18 protein-coding genes are annotated in these 16,147 nt (G+C 49.3%); 13 read left to right on the top strand and 5 right to left on the bottom strand.

What is annotated here, in order from left to right; translation table 11 throughout:
• The first annotated feature begins 13 nt into the window (after positions 1 to 13).
• From BLU30_RS05815 to BLU30_RS05775, 9 genes are all read left to right on the top strand, one after another.
• Positions 14 to 799 carry an ATP-binding protein gene (locus tag BLU30_RS05815; protein WP_090244403.1) on the top strand — a complete coding sequence of 262 codons (786 nt, stop codon included), beginning with the start codon at positions 14 to 16 and terminating at the stop codon, positions 797 to 799.
• A gap of 51 nt (positions 800 to 850) precedes the next feature.
• Complete coding sequence (gene acsB, locus BLU30_RS05810) at positions 851 to 2,998, top strand: acetyl-CoA decarbonylase/synthase complex subunit alpha/beta (protein WP_090244401.1); 2,148 nt, start codon at positions 851 to 853, stop codon at positions 2,996 to 2,998.
• Between the two features lie 169 nt (positions 2,999 to 3,167).
• Positions 3,168 to 3,542, top strand: a complete 375-nt coding sequence (locus tag BLU30_RS05805; RefSeq protein ID WP_090244399.1) for a DUF8180 domain-containing protein — start codon at positions 3,168 to 3,170, stop codon at positions 3,540 to 3,542.
• 50 nt (positions 3,543 to 3,592) lie between these two features.
• Positions 3,593 to 3,793: a CooT family nickel-binding protein gene (locus BLU30_RS05800; RefSeq protein WP_090244396.1), complete on the top strand. Its 201-nt coding sequence runs from the start codon at positions 3,593 to 3,595 to the stop codon at positions 3,791 to 3,793.
• A complete protein-coding gene (locus BLU30_RS05795) occupies positions 3,786 to 4,223 on the top strand; it encodes a DUF3842 family protein (protein ID WP_340148130.1) in 438 nt (145 codons plus the stop codon). The genes BLU30_RS05800 and BLU30_RS05795 overlap by 8 nt, the downstream gene beginning before the upstream one ends.
• Positions 4,220 to 4,435: a DUF8180 domain-containing protein gene (locus BLU30_RS05790; protein ID WP_090244394.1), complete on the top strand. Its 216-nt coding sequence runs from the start codon at positions 4,220 to 4,222 to the stop codon at positions 4,433 to 4,435. Before BLU30_RS05795 ends, BLU30_RS05790 begins: the two co-directional genes overlap by 4 nt.
• Before the next feature lie 32 nt (positions 4,436 to 4,467).
• Complete coding sequence (locus tag BLU30_RS05785; RefSeq protein WP_090244393.1) at positions 4,468 to 6,231, top strand: vWA domain-containing protein; 1,764 nt, start codon at positions 4,468 to 4,470, stop codon at positions 6,229 to 6,231.
• Between the two features lie 20 nt (positions 6,232 to 6,251).
• Positions 6,252 to 7,169, top strand: a complete 918-nt coding sequence (locus BLU30_RS05780; RefSeq protein WP_090244391.1) for an AAA family ATPase — start codon at positions 6,252 to 6,254, stop codon at positions 7,167 to 7,169.
• A gap of 32 nt (positions 7,170 to 7,201) precedes the next feature.
• A complete protein-coding gene (locus BLU30_RS05775; RefSeq protein ID WP_090244389.1) occupies positions 7,202 to 7,765 on the top strand; it encodes a 5-formyltetrahydrofolate cyclo-ligase in 564 nt (187 codons plus the stop codon).
• 47 nt (positions 7,766 to 7,812) lie between these two features.
• Here BLU30_RS05775 and BLU30_RS14220 read toward each other — a convergent pair whose 3' ends face one another.
• The 5 genes from BLU30_RS14220 to BLU30_RS05755 all read right to left on the bottom strand — a co-directional run bounded on the left by BLU30_RS14220 (position 7,813) and on the right by BLU30_RS05755 (position 11,550).
• Positions 7,813 to 7,977: a hypothetical protein gene (locus BLU30_RS14220; protein WP_176770841.1), complete on the bottom strand. Its 165-nt coding sequence runs from the start codon at positions 7,975 to 7,977 to the stop codon at positions 7,813 to 7,815.
• A gap of 114 nt (positions 7,978 to 8,091) precedes the next feature.
• Positions 8,092 to 9,606, bottom strand: coding sequence for a 4Fe-4S dicluster domain-containing protein (locus tag BLU30_RS05770; protein WP_090244387.1), 1,515 nt, complete (start codon positions 9,604 to 9,606; stop codon positions 8,092 to 8,094).
• A gap of 26 nt (positions 9,607 to 9,632) precedes the next feature.
• On the bottom strand, positions 9,633 to 9,890 hold the full coding sequence (locus BLU30_RS05765; protein ID WP_090244385.1) for an NAD(P)H-dependent oxidoreductase subunit E: 258 nt from the start codon (positions 9,888 to 9,890) through the stop codon (positions 9,633 to 9,635).
• A gap of 17 nt (positions 9,891 to 9,907) precedes the next feature.
• Positions 9,908 to 11,266: a PFL family protein gene (locus BLU30_RS05760; RefSeq protein ID WP_090244383.1), complete on the bottom strand. Its 1,359-nt coding sequence runs from the start codon at positions 11,264 to 11,266 to the stop codon at positions 9,908 to 9,910.
• Between the two features lie 14 nt (positions 11,267 to 11,280).
• Positions 11,281 to 11,550, bottom strand: coding sequence for an ACT domain-containing protein (locus BLU30_RS05755; protein ID WP_090244381.1), 270 nt, complete (start codon positions 11,548 to 11,550; stop codon positions 11,281 to 11,283).
• A gap of 189 nt (positions 11,551 to 11,739) precedes the next feature.
• Between BLU30_RS05755 and mraZ the strand changes: the two genes are divergently transcribed.
• From mraZ to BLU30_RS05735, 4 genes are read left to right on the top strand one after another with little or no spacing between them, the layout of a single operon-like run.
• A complete protein-coding gene (gene mraZ / locus BLU30_RS05750) occupies positions 11,740 to 12,177 on the top strand; it encodes a division/cell wall cluster transcriptional repressor MraZ (RefSeq protein WP_090244379.1) in 438 nt (145 codons plus the stop codon).
• A 9-nt stretch (positions 12,178 to 12,186) separates the two neighbouring features.
• Entirely contained in the window at positions 12,187 to 13,122 is a 936-nt protein-coding gene (gene rsmH / locus BLU30_RS05745; RefSeq protein WP_090244377.1) for a 16S rRNA (cytosine(1402)-N(4))-methyltransferase RsmH, read from the top strand.
• 37 nt (positions 13,123 to 13,159) lie between these two features.
• On the top strand, positions 13,160 to 13,657 hold the full coding sequence (locus tag BLU30_RS05740; protein WP_090244375.1) for a hypothetical protein: 498 nt from the start codon (positions 13,160 to 13,162) through the stop codon (positions 13,655 to 13,657).
• A 26-nt stretch (positions 13,658 to 13,683) separates the two neighbouring features.
• Positions 13,684 to 16,089, top strand: a complete 2,406-nt coding sequence (locus BLU30_RS05735) for a penicillin-binding transpeptidase domain-containing protein (RefSeq protein ID WP_090244373.1) — start codon at positions 13,684 to 13,686, stop codon at positions 16,087 to 16,089.
• Positions 16,090 to 16,147 lie beyond the last annotated feature (58 nt).

Below are 16,147 nucleotides of genomic sequence, written 5' to 3'. Positions count from 1 at the left end.
AGGAGATGATTGCATGAAGATTGCACTGACGGGAAAAGGCGGTGTGGGGAAAACCACAATTACCGCTTGCTTAAGCCGGTATTTTGCGGACAAAGGGTATGAAGTCCTTGCTGTAGACGCCGATCCAGATGCCAATCTGGGACTGGCCCTGGGGATGAGTGAAGAAATGATCGATTCCATCACGCCCATTTCAGAGATGAAGGATCTGGCGGAGGAACGGACCAATGCCACCACTGGTGGCTATGGCGCCTTCTTCAAAATGAATCCAGAGGTTGCAGATATTCCTGAAAAATTCTGCCGCAGATTCAACGGCGTTAAGCTACTGACCATGGGAACTGTCGATCTCGGCGGATCTGGATGTGTCTGTCCCGAGCATGTGCTACTAAAGATGCTCACGACCCATTTGGTTCTTTACGAAAAGGACATGGTCATTATGGATATGGAAGCCGGTATCGAACACCTGGGCCGGGGCACCGCCTCGGCGGTGGATGCCTTCATCACCGTAGTGGAGCCTGGAGTGCGCAGTATTCAGACCTATAAACGGGTCTGTAAACTGGCAGCTGATATCGGAATCCATCAGGTCTATGTCATTGGAAATAAAATACGGGGTCAGAAGGATCGGGATTTCCTCACCCAGCGTATTGGTGCGGAAAACATCGTTGGCTTCATCGATTATCAGGATTCAATCTCAGAGTCAGACCGGAACGAACACTCTCCCTATGACGTACCGGCAATCCGGGAAATGACCGCTAAATTGGGCGATGCTATTGAAACCATCGTCCAGGAAAAAAAGAAATAGCCATATTAACGGATGCATGAAGCACCCTTTAAGTATTAAGGAGATATTTATATGGAACGAAAAACAGTCAATTTGTTTGATGTTATTTTTAGAGGTACGGCGGAGTACCAGACCCGTGCTGAAAAAATGGTGGCGGAAGCCTTGGCCACTAAGGGCGCGGATGCCCAGGTCAAGCTGCCAGATACCGCTTACGCTCTGCCCTGTATTTACGCCATCACTGGTGAAAAAATCACTACCGTTGGCGAATTAGAACACGCACTGGAACTTGGGCGGGAACGAGTTAATCGGACAACCATGCTGCAAAGTGCATTGGATGCTGGCGTGGCCTCCATTATTTTCTGTGAAATCATCCAGGCCATTAAATACTTGGATGGTAATCCCCACGAAGAATGGGTGGACGGTTCCTTAACCGATGCTGTCGTCCGTTCTTTCGGTGTGGCCCTGGTTACCCAGGATATCCCCGGTGTCGCCGTTATCATCGGGAAGCACAAGGATCCGGAGCAGCTGGCTAAAACCATTAAATCCTACCAGAACAAGGGTCTGCAGACTTACTTGGTAGGGGAATGTATCGACCAGGCCAGAGAACAAAATATTAAAATGGGCGTTGAACTTCGGGTTATCCCCTGTGGGTATGAAATCGAAGATGTCATCAATGTTGTTTCTGTCGCCATCCGTGCTTCTATCATGTTTGGGAACACACCAGCAGGGGATTGGGAAGCACACCGCATTTACACCCGCGACCGGGTTATGGCCTTTGTCAACGTCTTTGACGATTGGACAGATAAAATTATCGCAGCTGGGGCTGGTGCCATCGAGCTGGGATTCCCGGCCATTACGGAAACCTATATCAATGAAGTACCAACCCTGCTGCTCAACCAGCCAGATCTGACAAAAACCGATTCAACTTCTTTGGAAGCCCGGGGCATTAAGATTAAGATTACCGAAATCGATTGTCCAGTGTCCGTTTCTTCTGCCTTTGAAGGGGAACGTGTCCGTAAGGATGACATGAAGGCTGAATTCGGTGGAAACCGTACTAAGGCTTGGGAATTGGTCCACACTGTTGATTTAGGGGATATTGAAGATCACTCCATTGAAATCATTGGACCGGATATTGACGATCCAATGTTCGACGGCGTGGATGTCGTTCGCCTGCCCCTGGGTATGGAAATTAAAGTGGCTGGTAAAGCCATGCAGTCGGATTTCGAATCCGTTCTGGAACGTCGTCTCCATTACTTCTTAAACTATATTGAAGGCTCCATGCACGTTGGACAGCGTAATATCTCCTGGATCCGCCTAACCAAAGAAGCCTTTGATGCTGGCTTCCGTCTGCGTCACTTTGGTGAAGTGGTTTATGCCAAAATGCTGGATGAATTTGGTAAGGTGGTAGACAAGGTTTCTGTAACCTTGTACACAAAAGAAGAAGATGTCGTTCGTTTAGAAAAAGAAATGGTTAAGCCCATTTACGACAAGCGTGATGACCGTCTTGCATCCCTCACCGATGAAAGTGTTGATCAATTCTATACTTGTACCCTTTGTCAGTCCTTCGCACCTTCCCACGTTTGCGTGGTTACACCGGAACGTTTGGGTCTGTGCGGTGCTGTATCCTGGCTGGATAGCAAGGCTACTAAGGAACTTGATCCTACTGGTCCGGCTCAGCCAATTGAAAAGAAAAAGGTGATCGATGATCGTCTGGGTTCATGGGAAGAAGTCAATGAAATTGTGGCAAAATGTTCCCAGGGTGCGGTCGAAGCCGTTACCTTGTACTCCATTTTGGAAGACCCCATGACCTCCTGTGGTTGCTTTGAATGTATCTGTGGGATTATGCCAGAAGCCAATGGCGTTATCATTGTCAACCGTGAGTTCCCGGATATGACCCCCACAGGCATGACCTTTGGTGAATTAGCATCAATGACTGGTGGTGGGGTGCAGACGCCTGGCTTTATGGGCCATGGCCGTCACTTTATTTCCTCCAAGAAATTCATGGCAGCTGAAGGCGGTATCGAACGGATCGTTTGGATGCCTAAGGAGCTGAAAGATGATGTTGCAGAACGTTTGAATAAGTCAGTTGAAGAAATGACCGGTATTAAGAACTTTACCGATATGGTGTGTGATGAAACCATTGCCACTGATTCTGAAGCTGTTCTGGAATTCTTGACTGAAAAAGGACATCCAGCCCTTGAGATGGATGCGATTATGTAGGGGCACCTGCCTTTATAATGCATGATTGCTTTGTTTGACTGCCCCCTTTCTTAAGGGGGCTTTTCAATAGGCAGGTATGGACGTCATTCCAGTGGATTTTCTCGCCAGCCCCAATAGACTCTGTTATAATGATAATAAATATAATGAATAATGCAAAGGAGGCATTCTGATGAAAGAACATACGCACGAACACTTGCACGATCACGACCACGATGGAGGGGCACACACCCATGAGCACGTTCATACCCATACCCATGATGGTGAAACCCACGGTCATGCCCACAGCCATGATCATGCCCATGATGGTGAGCATGGCCATTCCCATGCTGCAGGGGGACGGGAGCAAGAGGTCCTTGCCCTGCTCTTAGACCATTGGGCAGCCCATAACCAGGACCATGCCGTGGAATACCAAAAATGGGTGGATAAGCTGACCGCTGATGGAAAAATGGATGTCGCAGGAGCTATAACTGAGGCTATTGCCCTCATGGCCCAGGCGGATGATCATCTCCGTGCCGCTAAAAAGAAATTGATGGAAGAAGCGTAAAGCCTAAAAAGCATATTGAAAATTGAAATACAGATCAAAGGAGAACAATCATGTGTGAATCTGCCGCTTTTTTTGTAAACAAACAAGGTAATGAAGAAAAGATAATGGATTATGTTATTGATATCCGTCCATCGGAAGATGGTGGTTTAGTGTTATCCGATTTATTGGGTGAAACCAAATCCATCCGGGGACGGTTAAAGGAAGTTCAGCTGCTCCAACATAGAATCCTCATTGAGGAAACTGATGCGTGAAATGGTTATTACGGTACTGGATGGTATGGGAGGGGGCATCGGGGCTCGGATTGTTGAAATTCTAAAGGAAGAGCTTCCGGCTGAGGTGATGGTGTACGGCCTGGGAACCAATTCCCTGGCGACGGCAGCTATGCTGAAAAAAGGTGCAAACCGCGGCGCTACCGGAGAAAATGCCATTGCTTACAATGTGGCCCGGGCGGATGTGGTGGTGGGAGCCATCTCCATGATGATTCCCAATGGGATGATGGGGGAGGTCACCACCCCCATGGTGGAGGCCATTGCAGCCAGCAACGCCATTAAAATCCTCATTCCCATCCTCCCGGAAGGGACGGCCATCGTGGCTCTGGAAAAGAAACCCTTGCTCCTGCAAATCCGTGAGGCCGCCGATTTAATTAAAATGAAGTTAGAATCCGGAGGGTGTTTGAAATGAAGCCAGGGGACCAGCAATTATTTAAGGTACTCATAACCCATTGGATTAACCATCTGGAGGACCATGGGACAGAGTATGGGGTATGGTCTGAGCGGGTCGCTGGGGAGTACCCCGGAGTATCTGCAGAAATTAAGGAAGCCTGGGAGATCATGAAGGGGGCTGAGGGTCGCCTAATGGCGGCGAAGGTGGCCTTTGACAGGGATCAGGCTTAAGATTGCCCTATGGGAGCGGGAAGGAAGACTGTATGGCGGACGGCAGTAAATGGCTCACGGATACACCAGAGATTGACAATCGTATCTCCAACATGATGTGGACGATTTCTGGAAATTATGACGACGGTGTCGATGCCGGAGAAAAGAGTCGGATTTCCCCGGAGGTTGCCCTGTACTACGGCATTACCGCTGGGGGCCGCCGGCGGTTCATCCAGTGGGATCAGGTTAAAAAATTTGTGATTAGCCGGGTCCGGTCCGGATGTGACAAGGATACCCTTCTGGGACTGGTACAATTGGCTTCCGATAGCTATGTGGAAGCATGTGTGATTGCCGAGCGTCCGGGGGTGGCCACCTTACGGCAGCAGGCCTACGATTCCATAGCCGCCCATTTTTTGTTTCTCCACAGCGCAGATCTTATGGAAAAAGCCCAGTATGCCACGGTGCTAAGAAAATCCGGTCGAAACCCTCAAATGGACACGGCCACCAGCAGGCTGCTATCAGCGATATCCGAGGCGGCGTCCCAGAAGGACACCCGGGAAATGCTGCGCAGCCTGGAGAAAACCTATCTATCCTTTTTTCCTTTATACCTGCCATCAGAAAATGGGGAAAACCCCGAGGAGCAGCGAAAGGCACAGTCCAGTGATTTCAATGATTTCCTCCTGGACGAGCTGTATAGTGATGATGAGCTTGAGGATGTGGAAATGGAGCTGGAAGAACTGGCCGAGGCTTTATTTGAAGGGACCCTGGATGAAGGTGCGGGTGCTCTGGATGGAGGCCCAGCCCGGGTTTTAAGAATCCGGGAGGAAGATTTAGAAGGCATTTACCGCCAGGTTTCCCGGCATTTCGGAAACACCTATCTCTCCCCGGAGGAGCTTTTAATCCGCCAGGGGCGTTTATGCCGGGGCATCCACGAAAACTGCCGGATTCATATGACCGACGGCGTGCTGCGGTCAGCCTGTGATAACGCCTTCCAACATAGCTTTGTCACTCGGCATAAAAATAAGAACAAATTGGTTTATGGTGAAAACCAGCGAATCTTTCGCCGGGCGATTCATAAGCTCACCGAGAGCATCGCCCGAACCCTGGTCCAGGAGGACGTGGTGGATGCCATTGCCTCAGATGCCGGCGCTTTGGTGCCCGGGCGCTTGTGGCGTATCGGGCGAAGCAATAACCATAAGGTCTTTGAACGTACCGTGGATAATACCAAAGGGCGGTATGTGGTGGATGTCCTCATCGATGCCAGCGGGTCCCAAAGCCGGAATAAATACCGGGTGGCGGCCCAGGCCTACATCTTAACCGAGGCCCTCACGGGAGCAGGCATTCCTACCCGGGTCCAGGGCTACAGCAGCTTTCTGGATTTCACCATCCTCAAACGCTTCAGGGACTACGAGTCCCCTCACGCAGCGAATGAGAATATCTTTGAGTACTTTTGTTCGGGAAATAATCGGGATGGCCTGGCCATTAAAGCAGTCACCTATGATTTAGTAAAGCGTCCGGAGGAAAACCGTATCCTCATTGTCTTAAGCGACGGACGGCCCAACGATATCCAGGTGGGCAAGGGGCGCAGTACTACCATGGAGGAATCCTATCGGGGCATCAACGCTGTGCGGGATACGGCCCTGGAAGTCCGAAGAGCCCGACAGGCTGGCATTATGGTTTTGGGGGTATACACCGGACGGGAGCGGGACCTTCCGGCTGAAAAACTGATATACGGTGTAGATTTTGCCTATATCCGGGATATCAACCGGTTTTCAGAGATCGTCATTAAGTATATTCGGCAAATTATCACGATTTAAGAGGAATAAAAGGAAGAAGAATGGTATTAGCAGACAAGCTTAGAGAACAACAGGTGGATGAATCCTTAATCCAGGCAGCCATGGCCTTTAATGAAACCAGTCCATTGGCTTCCGATCTGGCCGATCGCATCCCCGGGACAGAGATGGTTTTTTATGGAAAAGAAATTTGGGAGATGTGTATCGCCGCACTCCTGGAAGGGGAGAATATTCTGCTATCGGGGCCAAAGGCCACAGGTAAGAATATCTTAGCCGATAATTTGTGCCGATTGTTTGGCCGTCCCCAATGGAATACCTCCTTCCATGTCAACACCGACAGTACCAGCCTCATCGGTACGGATACCTTCATTGATAACGAAGTGCGGCTGCGCCGGGGATCGGTTTATGAATGTGCCGTCAATGGTGGATTTGGGGTCTTTGATGAAATCAATATGGCCAAAAATGATGCCCTGGTAGTGCTGCACTCTGCCCTGGATTATCGAAAGATTATTGACGTTCCGGGTTATGAGAAAATCTCCCTGAATCCTAAAACCCGTTTTATCGGCACCATGAATTACGATTATGCCGGGACGAAGGAACTCAATGAAGCCTTGGTCTCCCGGTTTTTGGTGGTGGACATTCCCAGAATCGAGGCCCCGGTTTTAATGAAAATTTTGACTGATGAATTTCCTGATGGCCGTCTAGAGGCCTTGGAGCAATTTGCCGGAATCTTTGTGGATCTTCAGGAAAAGGCGTTCCATTCGGAAATTTCCACAAAGGCAGTGGATCTCCGGGGGATTATGGCGGCCCTGCGGACTATCCGTCGGGGGTTATCCCCACAACTGGCCATTACCATGGGGGTGGTGGGAAAAACCTTCGATCAATATGAAAAGGATATTGTCGGTGATGTCATTGCCACTCGATTGCCCCGGGAGTGGGGCCCTGCTGATATTTTTGCTTAGGGCAGAAAATGGAGAAAAAGAGGAGCGAACCAATGGATAAACAAACCTTTCGGAAGGAAACCCTGGCCAAGCGCAAGGCAATCTATTCCCCAGTGACCGATGCCCGGATCGTCAATCGATTTTTGGCATCGGATGACTACAAGTCCTGCCAATGGATCATGGTCTACGTCAGCTTTGGGACGGAAATTAACACCCATGAGCTCATCCGCCGGGCGTTGACAGATGGGAAGCATGTGGTAGCACCCATTTGCGTTATGGCTGACCATACCATGATTTTATCGGAAATCCAGGATTTCCCGGGAGATTTAGAGGAAGGCCACTACGGCATCCTGGAAGTTAAAAAAGAATGCATCCGGCCCATTGATGCCAGAAAATTGGATTTGGTATTAGTGCCGGGTATGGCTTTTATGCCCGACGGCGGGCGCATGGGTTTTGGGGGAGGCTACTATGACCGCTTCCTGGAAACCATCACCCCGGATTGCAAAACCCTGGGGCTGATCCGGGAGGATTTTATTTATGAGACCATTCCCATGGATGCCCACGATAAACACGCCCAGGTTTTAGTGACCGAGGATCGGATTATTAATTGTCAGTGAGTTAACGTAAAAAGGGACTGTGTGGGACAGTCCCCTTTTATTTGTGTCTAAACCGCTTCTCCCGGCAGGGTTTGGAGGGTGCTGTACACCTCGGTGATTACCTGGCAAATGGTGTTCACATCCAGTTTAGGAGTATCTCCTGTATTTTGGTGTGCAACAATATAGGCCTTTGCGACATCAACGGCTAATTCTTTGTTGGATTTTTCGTCCATGTCCACGTCTCCTTTCGCTTTTTGCCATTGTAGCACCAAAAGCTTGAAGGTTTTATGAATAAAAACGAAAGGACAGAAAGCGTTAAGGATAACGGCCTGTTTTACCAAAAACGCTTAATCTAAGGTATCCATTTCTGAAAGATAGCTGCTGTCCATAGCGCTGTGGTGCTCCGCTTCTTTTTGGAATTTTCCCACAGCAGTGACAGCCTTACGGATGGGCATTAAGGTACCGGCACCACCAATACAGCCACCAGGACAGGCCATTCCTTCCAGGAGGTAACCATCCCGTTTACCGGCCCGGGCCAGCTTTAGCATTTTTGCACACTCCCGGAGTCCCTCGGCGCGGTCAATCTTCACCTCCACATCGGGGTACAATTCCTTTACGGTTTGGCCAATGGCATCCGCCACACCGCCAGCTACAGCGTAGCCACGGCCAGCTGAGGTGGCGTCTTCAATGGGAGTATCGGTATCAATTTCACCGAACTCCACACCCTTTCCTACAAACATTCCCATGAGCTCTTCAAAGGTAATGACAAAATCCACATCGCTGCGTACCGTCCGGCGGCTGGCTTCCAATTTTTTTGCGGCACAGGGTCCGATAAAAACAATGCGGGCGCCAGGCCGTTCTTTTTTAATGATCCGGGCTGTGGCAACCATGGGGGTAAGTTCCCCGGAAATATATGACGCCAAATCCGGGAAGGTGGTCTTGGCCATGACGGACCAGGAGGGGCAGCAGGAAGTGCCAATGAAGGGATCTTCGCCCCGGACAACTTTATTGACATAATGATGGGCTTCTTCGATGGCACCGAGATCCGCACCGATGGCCACCTCATAAACATCGGAAAAGCCCAGTTCCCTGAGTGCATCCTTAATTTTTTCAGGGGTGGCCAAGGGTCCGAATTGCCCCACAAAGGCGGGGGCAATGGCGGCAATTACCTCATCCCCATTTTTAATGGCTTGAATAAGCTGAAAAACCTGGGTTTTATCCGCAATGGCTCCAAAGGGGCAGCTGACCAGACACATACCACAGGAAACACATTTATCGTAATTGATCGTTGCCCGACCTAAATCATCGCTTTCGATGGCATCGACACCGCAGGCTGCGGCACAGGGACGGTCGTAGGCAATGATGGCACCGTAGGGACAGGCATCCTTACAGCGGCCACATTTAATACACTTCTCATTGTCAATAATGGATTTTCCGTTTTGGATGGAGACGGCCTTTACAGGACAGACAGAGGTACAAGGATGGGCCAGGCAGCCCCTGCAATTATCGGTGACTTCCAGGGCCTTTGTCTTGCAGGCATCACAGGCAAAGGGAATGACATTGATGAGGGGAGGCTCGTACACCTTTTCAGCAATGGCGCTTTCCCGGACTCCCTTGGAAATAGGCGAGGGCCGATCTACGGGATAGAGGGGCAGGCCGATGGCAAGACGCAGGCGTTCCCCAACAATGGCTCTTTCTTTAAAAACACTGTCCCGGTATCGGGCGGTTTCTCCAGGAACAATTTCATAAGGGATTTCTTCAATCCGCTTAGCGTAGTCCACATCGTCATCGTAAGCCATTCGGGCAATGGCGGCAAAAACGCGGCGACGTATTTCGGTCAGAGGGGTATAGATGCCTCTCAATTGATTCACTTCCTTCTTCTGTCAAATCAGGCCAGGGCCATAATATGGGCCATGACGGTTTCCATGGTAGCGCATTCGATGATATTATCCCCAATCCGAACGATGGGGGAATTTTTTCCGTGACCTGGCAGTCCAAGACAACCCACCGGTTTGATTTCAATATTACACTGGAGACCCGTAATATCCTGGACCTCCCCGAGACTCTCGATGGAGTCAATAATATCCATGGCTCCCTTTAAAATGCATGCTGAGCAGACGCATACTTCAATCTGTAAATGATCCATACCATCCTCCGATAGTGTTAGTTTTTGAAACTGTGGATTGGTGCGGGGATTTTTCCACCGCGGTTGACAAATACGGAGCTATCATTACTGTTGACCGCCATGATGGGGGCCATGCCCAGTAAACCACCGAATTCAGCGGATTCACCAAGGCCCTTGCCATAGACTGGAATCAGACGGACGGCGGTGGTTTTATTATTGACCATACCGATGGCCGCCTCATCTGCAATAATGGCTGAAATGGTGGTGGCCGGTGTATCCCCGGGAATGGCGATCATATCCAGCCCCACGGAGCAGACGCAGGTCATGGCTTCCAGCTTATCCAAGGTGAGGGCACCGATGGTGGCGGCCTCGATCATGCCTTCGTCCTCACTGACAGGGATGAAAGCACCGCTTAAACCACCCACCGAAGTGGAGGCCATAATACCGCCCTTTTTAACGGCATCGTTCAGCATGGCGAGCGCCGCGGTAGTACCGTGGGCGCCGCAGTGTTCAAGCCCCATTTCTTCCAGGATTCGGGCGACGGAATCTCCGATTTCTGGTGTGGGTGCCAGGGATAAATCCAGGATGCCAAAGGGGACATTCAGGCGTTCAGCCACAGTGGTTCCCACCAATTGTCCAGCCCGGGTGATCTTAAAGGCCGTTTTTTTGATGATTTCGGCCATTTCGTCAAAGGACGCATCTTGTCGTTTTTCCAAGGCCCGTTTGACAACTCCAGGACCGCTGACACCAACGTGGAGCACTGTGTCAGGCTGACCAACACCGTGGAAGGCACCGGCCATAAAGGGATTATCCTCCACCGCATTACAAAAGACCACTAGCTTGGCGCAGCCAATGGAATCGGCATCCCGGGTGAGATAAGCGGTCTGCTTGACAATTTCGCCCATCATTTTGACAGCATCCATATTGATACCCATTTTAGAGGAGCCCAGGTTGACCGAGGAGCAGACACGTTCGGTTTGAGCCAGGGCTTCAGGGATGGAGTTGATCAGGGTGAGATCCCCCCGGGTAAAGCCCTTGGGAACCAAGGCGGAAAAACCACCGATGAAATTGACGCCAACTTCCTTGGCGGCAGCATCCAGGGTTTGGGCAAAGGCGACATAATCGGTATCGCCACTGGCACCTGCCACCAAAGAGATGGGGGTAACGGAAATTCGTTTATTGACAATGGGAATACCGAATTCTGTTTCAATCCGTTCGCCCTGCATCACCAATTGTTCTGCACTCCGGGTGATTTTATCATAAATTTTCTTGCGGCATTTTTCACCGTCGGCATCGATACAGTCAAGCAAGGAAATCCCCATGGTAATGGTACGGATATCCAGGTTTTCTTTTTCAATCATGCGGACAGTTTCCAGCACATCTTTAAACATTGCCATCGCTTTCCACCGCCTTAAATGGAATGCATGGCGTTGAAGATGTCTTCATGCTGGATGCGGATGGACATACCGATAGTTTTGGAAAGGGCATCCATATCTTCTTTCAACTGGGCAAAATCGCAGGTGATGTTGGAAACATCCACTAACATAATCATGGTGAAAATCCCCTGCATGATCGTTTGGCTGATATCCTCGATATTGGCATTGTTTTCCGCGAGAATTTTGGAAACATTGTAAATGATACCGGTACGGTCATTACCGATTACTGTCAAAACTGCTCTCATACTTTAACTCCTTAAATAATACTTTTTCTATACATCTTATACTAAAAACCGAGGAATCACAAGGGGAAGGCGTGGTGTAACGGAATTCAGGAAATCAATTATAACCTTTTTAATGAAATAAAAACCATCCGATCTTGCGATGAAGTGGGGAAAAGTGGTATAATGTGGTAAATTATGGTGATTGGAGGGATGATTGTGGCAGATTATGTGCTTGGCGAGTATTCTTATGCTGTGGATAATAAGGGCCGGGTCATCATTCCGCCTAAATTCAGGGATTTTTTAGGGGAATCCTTCATCATCACCAAAGGACTGGATGGCTGTCTCTTTGTATTTCCAAAGAATGAATGGCAGCTTTTTGAAAAGAAATTGATGGAGCTGCCCCTGGCGGATCGGGATGCACGGATGTTTACCCGATTCTTCTTTGCTGGTGCGGCTGAATGTACCCTGGATAAGCAGGGGCGGGTGATGCTTCCGGCAGTACTGCGACAATTTGCGGATTTGCAAAAAACAGCTGTGGTGGTGGGGGTAACGAATCGGATTGAAATATGGGATGAGGCCAAGTGGCAAAGCTGCACGGATATCGATGCAACGGATTTTGCTGATCGAATGGCCGCCCTGGGAATATAGGAGGAGCCTGTGGAAGGAAAGCACATTACTGTCTTATTACACGAAACAGTGGATAGCCTTTGCATTAAGGCTCAGGGGACATACGTGGACTGCACCCTTGGGGGTGGTGGCCATTCAGAGCTGATTTGCAAAGAATTGGGGAAATCAGGCAGGCTCATTGGTATCGATCAGGATACTTATGCCTTAGAGCGTGCTACCAAGCGCTTGGCCCCTTATCCCTGTGAAAAGGTATTTGTCCACGACAGCTTTTTTAATTTAGATCGGATACTTGAGGAAAAGGCACCGGATGGTGTGGATGGCATTATTTTTGACCTGGGGGTTTCTTCCTTCCAATTTGATGATGCTGACCGAGGCTTTTCTTACCATAATGACGGTCCTCTGGATATGCGCATGGACCGCAGTGCATCCCTGACAGCGGCAGATATTGTGGCCACCTATGACAAGACAGCGTTAGTCCGGGTTCTCAAAGAATTTGGGGAAGAACGTTTTGCCGGACGCATTGCCGATCGGATTATTACCCAGAGGGACAAGGCCCCCATCGTCACAACCCTGGCATTGTCTGATATTGTCAAGGGGGCTTATCCAGCCAAGGAGCGATACAAGGAAAAACACCCAGCACGAAAAACCTTTCAGGCTCTGCGCATCGAGGTCAACCATGAGCTGGACTATTTAGAGGATGCCCTGGCTGCAGGGATTCATCATCTTCGTCCAGGGGGACGAATGTCGGTGATCACCTTCCATTCCCTGGAGGATCGGCTGGTGAAGCAGTATTTTAAAAAATGTGAGCACCCTTGTACCTGCCCTCCGGATTTTCCAGTTTGTATCTGTGGTAAAAAGCCAGAGATCAAAGGGATCACGAGGAAGCCCATTGCACCCCCAGAGGAAGAGCTGGAGATAAACCGCCGGGCGCGGAGTGCAAAGCTGCGGGTAATTGAAAAACGATAATAAAATCCACGAAATGAAAATTTGTTGAGGTGAATGAATGAAACGGAAAGAATATGGTTGGCAAATTTCTCAGATGAGCGGTATGGGCAATGTTGCAGCGGCCCCGGGAAGTTATACAGGCACTAAGCGGAAGGTGCCAGAGGCACCAGTCCGTTCCCCAAAAAAGAAACGACCGGCTAGAAGCCGGGCCAAGGGGAGAAAAAACCAATGGGCTTTGACCACTACCATCAGCGTTGTAGCAATCATTGCTTTTTTACTCTGTGCCGGAATCCTGGTCCAGCACGCCGTTATTTCCAGCTTAGATAATGATGTGCGGCAGCTCCAAAGCCAATACGATGAAAAAAAAGCGTTAAATGATAGTAAGGAAGGGCAGCTGGTAACCAGCAGGGATTATAATCAGATCGAAGCCCAAGCCCGGGGCTATGGGATGACAGAGGCAACCGCCCAGCAAAAGGTGAGCGAATCCGTTACCTCCCAAACCCTGCAGGAAAGTCCAGAGGAGAACACTGCGTGGTATGTGGGGCTTTTTAATTAGCCACCTTTCATATAAATGGAGTTAGAATGGCAAAAAAGAAAAAAGTTAAAAAAAGTCTGAAGCAGATTAGCCAAAAGCGTCTGCTTTTCGTCATATTCCTCCTTTCCTTTGTTTTGGTTTTTATCATCGGGAAGCTGATCTATCTGCAAATTTTTGATGTGGCGGATCAATATGAAGCCCAGGTCGATCAATCTGTTGATGAGGTAGAGGTATCCGCTTCCCGTGGGAATATTCTGGATCGAAATGGGAATATCCTGGTGCAGGATAGCTCGGCTAAGTCTGTGCATATCATTCCCTTGGACGTTGAAACCGGGAAGGAAAAGGATTTAGCTAACCTCCTTTCCCAAAAGTTGGGCCTGGACTACAATGAGGTGTATGAAAAGGTTACGCGGTTAGAAAACGACCGGGTCGAGATGAAGAGCGGTGTCTCCCAGGATGTGGCAGATACCGTCACCAAAAAAATTACCAAGGGAATGACCTACAAAAATGGAACCCTTTATTGCATTCCAGATGAAATAGAAGATAGTGCCGCGGCTGCGGGGGCGATCAGCGATGCCACGGGGATGGAATACGATTCGGCTTTAAAATATCTGACCCGTCGGGAAAATTCGCCAATTAAAATTAAGGGGAAGGTCGACAATAGCCTGGCCCAGGAAATTCTTGAGAGCCAAAGTAAAAAGGATGCCGCTGGAAAAACAGAAAGCACCAACGGTGTTGAGCTTATAGAGGATAGTCGCCGATATTACACCAATGGTAATTTTGCGTCCTATTTATTGGGCTTCACCGATGCCAATTACGATGGCCTCAGTGGGGTGGAAGCGACCTGTAACGATATTTTAAGTGGAGAAAAGGGCATTGCCTATTTCCAGAAGGACGCTACGGGAAATACCATTCCAAGCCAGACAAAGATTATCAAGCAGCCTACCCAGGGGAAGAATATCACCCTGTCCATCGACAGCAATATACAGAATATGGCTGAAAAAGCGGTATCCAGCGCCATTGAAGAATGGAAGGCTAAAAGTGGTACAGCTATTGTCATGGAAACGAAAACCGGAAAGATTTTGGCCATGGCCAGTAAGCCGGATTATGATTTAAATGATCCCTATACCATTAGTGATGCTTTTAAAGCGAGAAAAGCGGAGGATCTAAATGGCAAATCTGAAAGCGATCAGCTATCGGAAATGTGGAAAAATCCTGCAGTGGCATCGAATTATGAGCCGGGTTCTACCTTTAAAGCTGTAACGGCCGCCGCCGCCTTGGAAGAAGGGGTGGTGAGCCCGGATACAACGGTGTATTGTTCGGGGTCCATTAATATTAACGGTGTGACGGTCAATTGTACGGGAAACCACGGGACCCAATCGGTAACTGAAGCCATTGCCAATTCCTGCAACCCTGGCCTGGTTCAAATTATCCAAAGGCTGGACCCCAATAAGTTCTACCAATATGCTTACAATTTTGGCTACGGTGAAAAAACGGGGATTGAGCTTACGGGTGAAGAAGCCGGCTTGATTAGCCGCCGTTTTGACGATAGTGGTGCCATTAATGAGCTGGATTACTCAACCCTTTCCTTTGGGCAAGGCCTGGCCACTACGCCAATCCAAAATCTGGCAGCTCTGAATTGTGTTGTCAATAATGGGTATTATATGGAGCCGTCGGTTCTGGCAGATAATAATGATTCCTCATTGGGGGTCAACGGAAAACTAGGGTCTTCCAAACAAATTGTCTCCAGTGAAACCTCCAAGGAAATGCGGGATATCATGGTCAATGTCATCACGGGGAGCAGCACGCTAAAGAATCTGTCTGAGGGATACAGTATGGGTGGGAAAACCGGGACTGCGGAAAAATTTGTGGATGGTGCTTATTCAAAAACGGCCTATGTGACATCCTTCTTCTGCTACGCACCGGTTGAAGATCCCCAATATTCCATTTTGATGGTATTGGATGAGCCCAGTAGTGATGCATCCGGTGGGACGAGTGCCGCGCCGGCTGCCATTGAAATTATGAAGCAAATTCTCGGAGCATCGGAATCCAGTGTATCCAGTGCGGGCGTCGGCGGAAGTGTTGTGGTGCCGGATTTGGTTGGACTGAACCTTGAAACAGCAAAGGCGATATTGGATGAAAAGGGGATTGCTTATACGGTAAATCAAAAGGATCATGGCGGTATCGTCCTTAGCCAGAGCATTGATGCCAAGGGAAGCTACGCCGAAGGGGATACCCTGGCCCTGGATGTGGGAACCTCGGACAGCATAGAAAATGGAAAGGTCCGGGTGCCGGATTTGACCGGATTATCGGTCCAGTTCTGCAACGAGCTTCTCAAGGGCCTGGGCCTGAACCTAAAAGTCCAGGGGAGTGGCTTTGCAACGGGTCAAAATCCAGCGGCTGGATCAGCGGTCGATAAAAATTCTGATGTAACGGTAACCTTTACCCAATAACCCTGAGAAAAGAGCTGGACCTTATTGAAAGATTTGCTATAATAAATAAGTTAAGCAA

Source organism: Eubacterium barkeri, assembly GCF_900107125.1.
In the GTDB taxonomy this organism is placed as follows: domain Bacteria; phylum Bacillota; class Clostridia; order Eubacteriales; family Eubacteriaceae; genus Eubacterium_O; species Eubacterium_O barkeri.
This window is presented reverse-complemented; position numbering and strand designations above follow the sequence as displayed.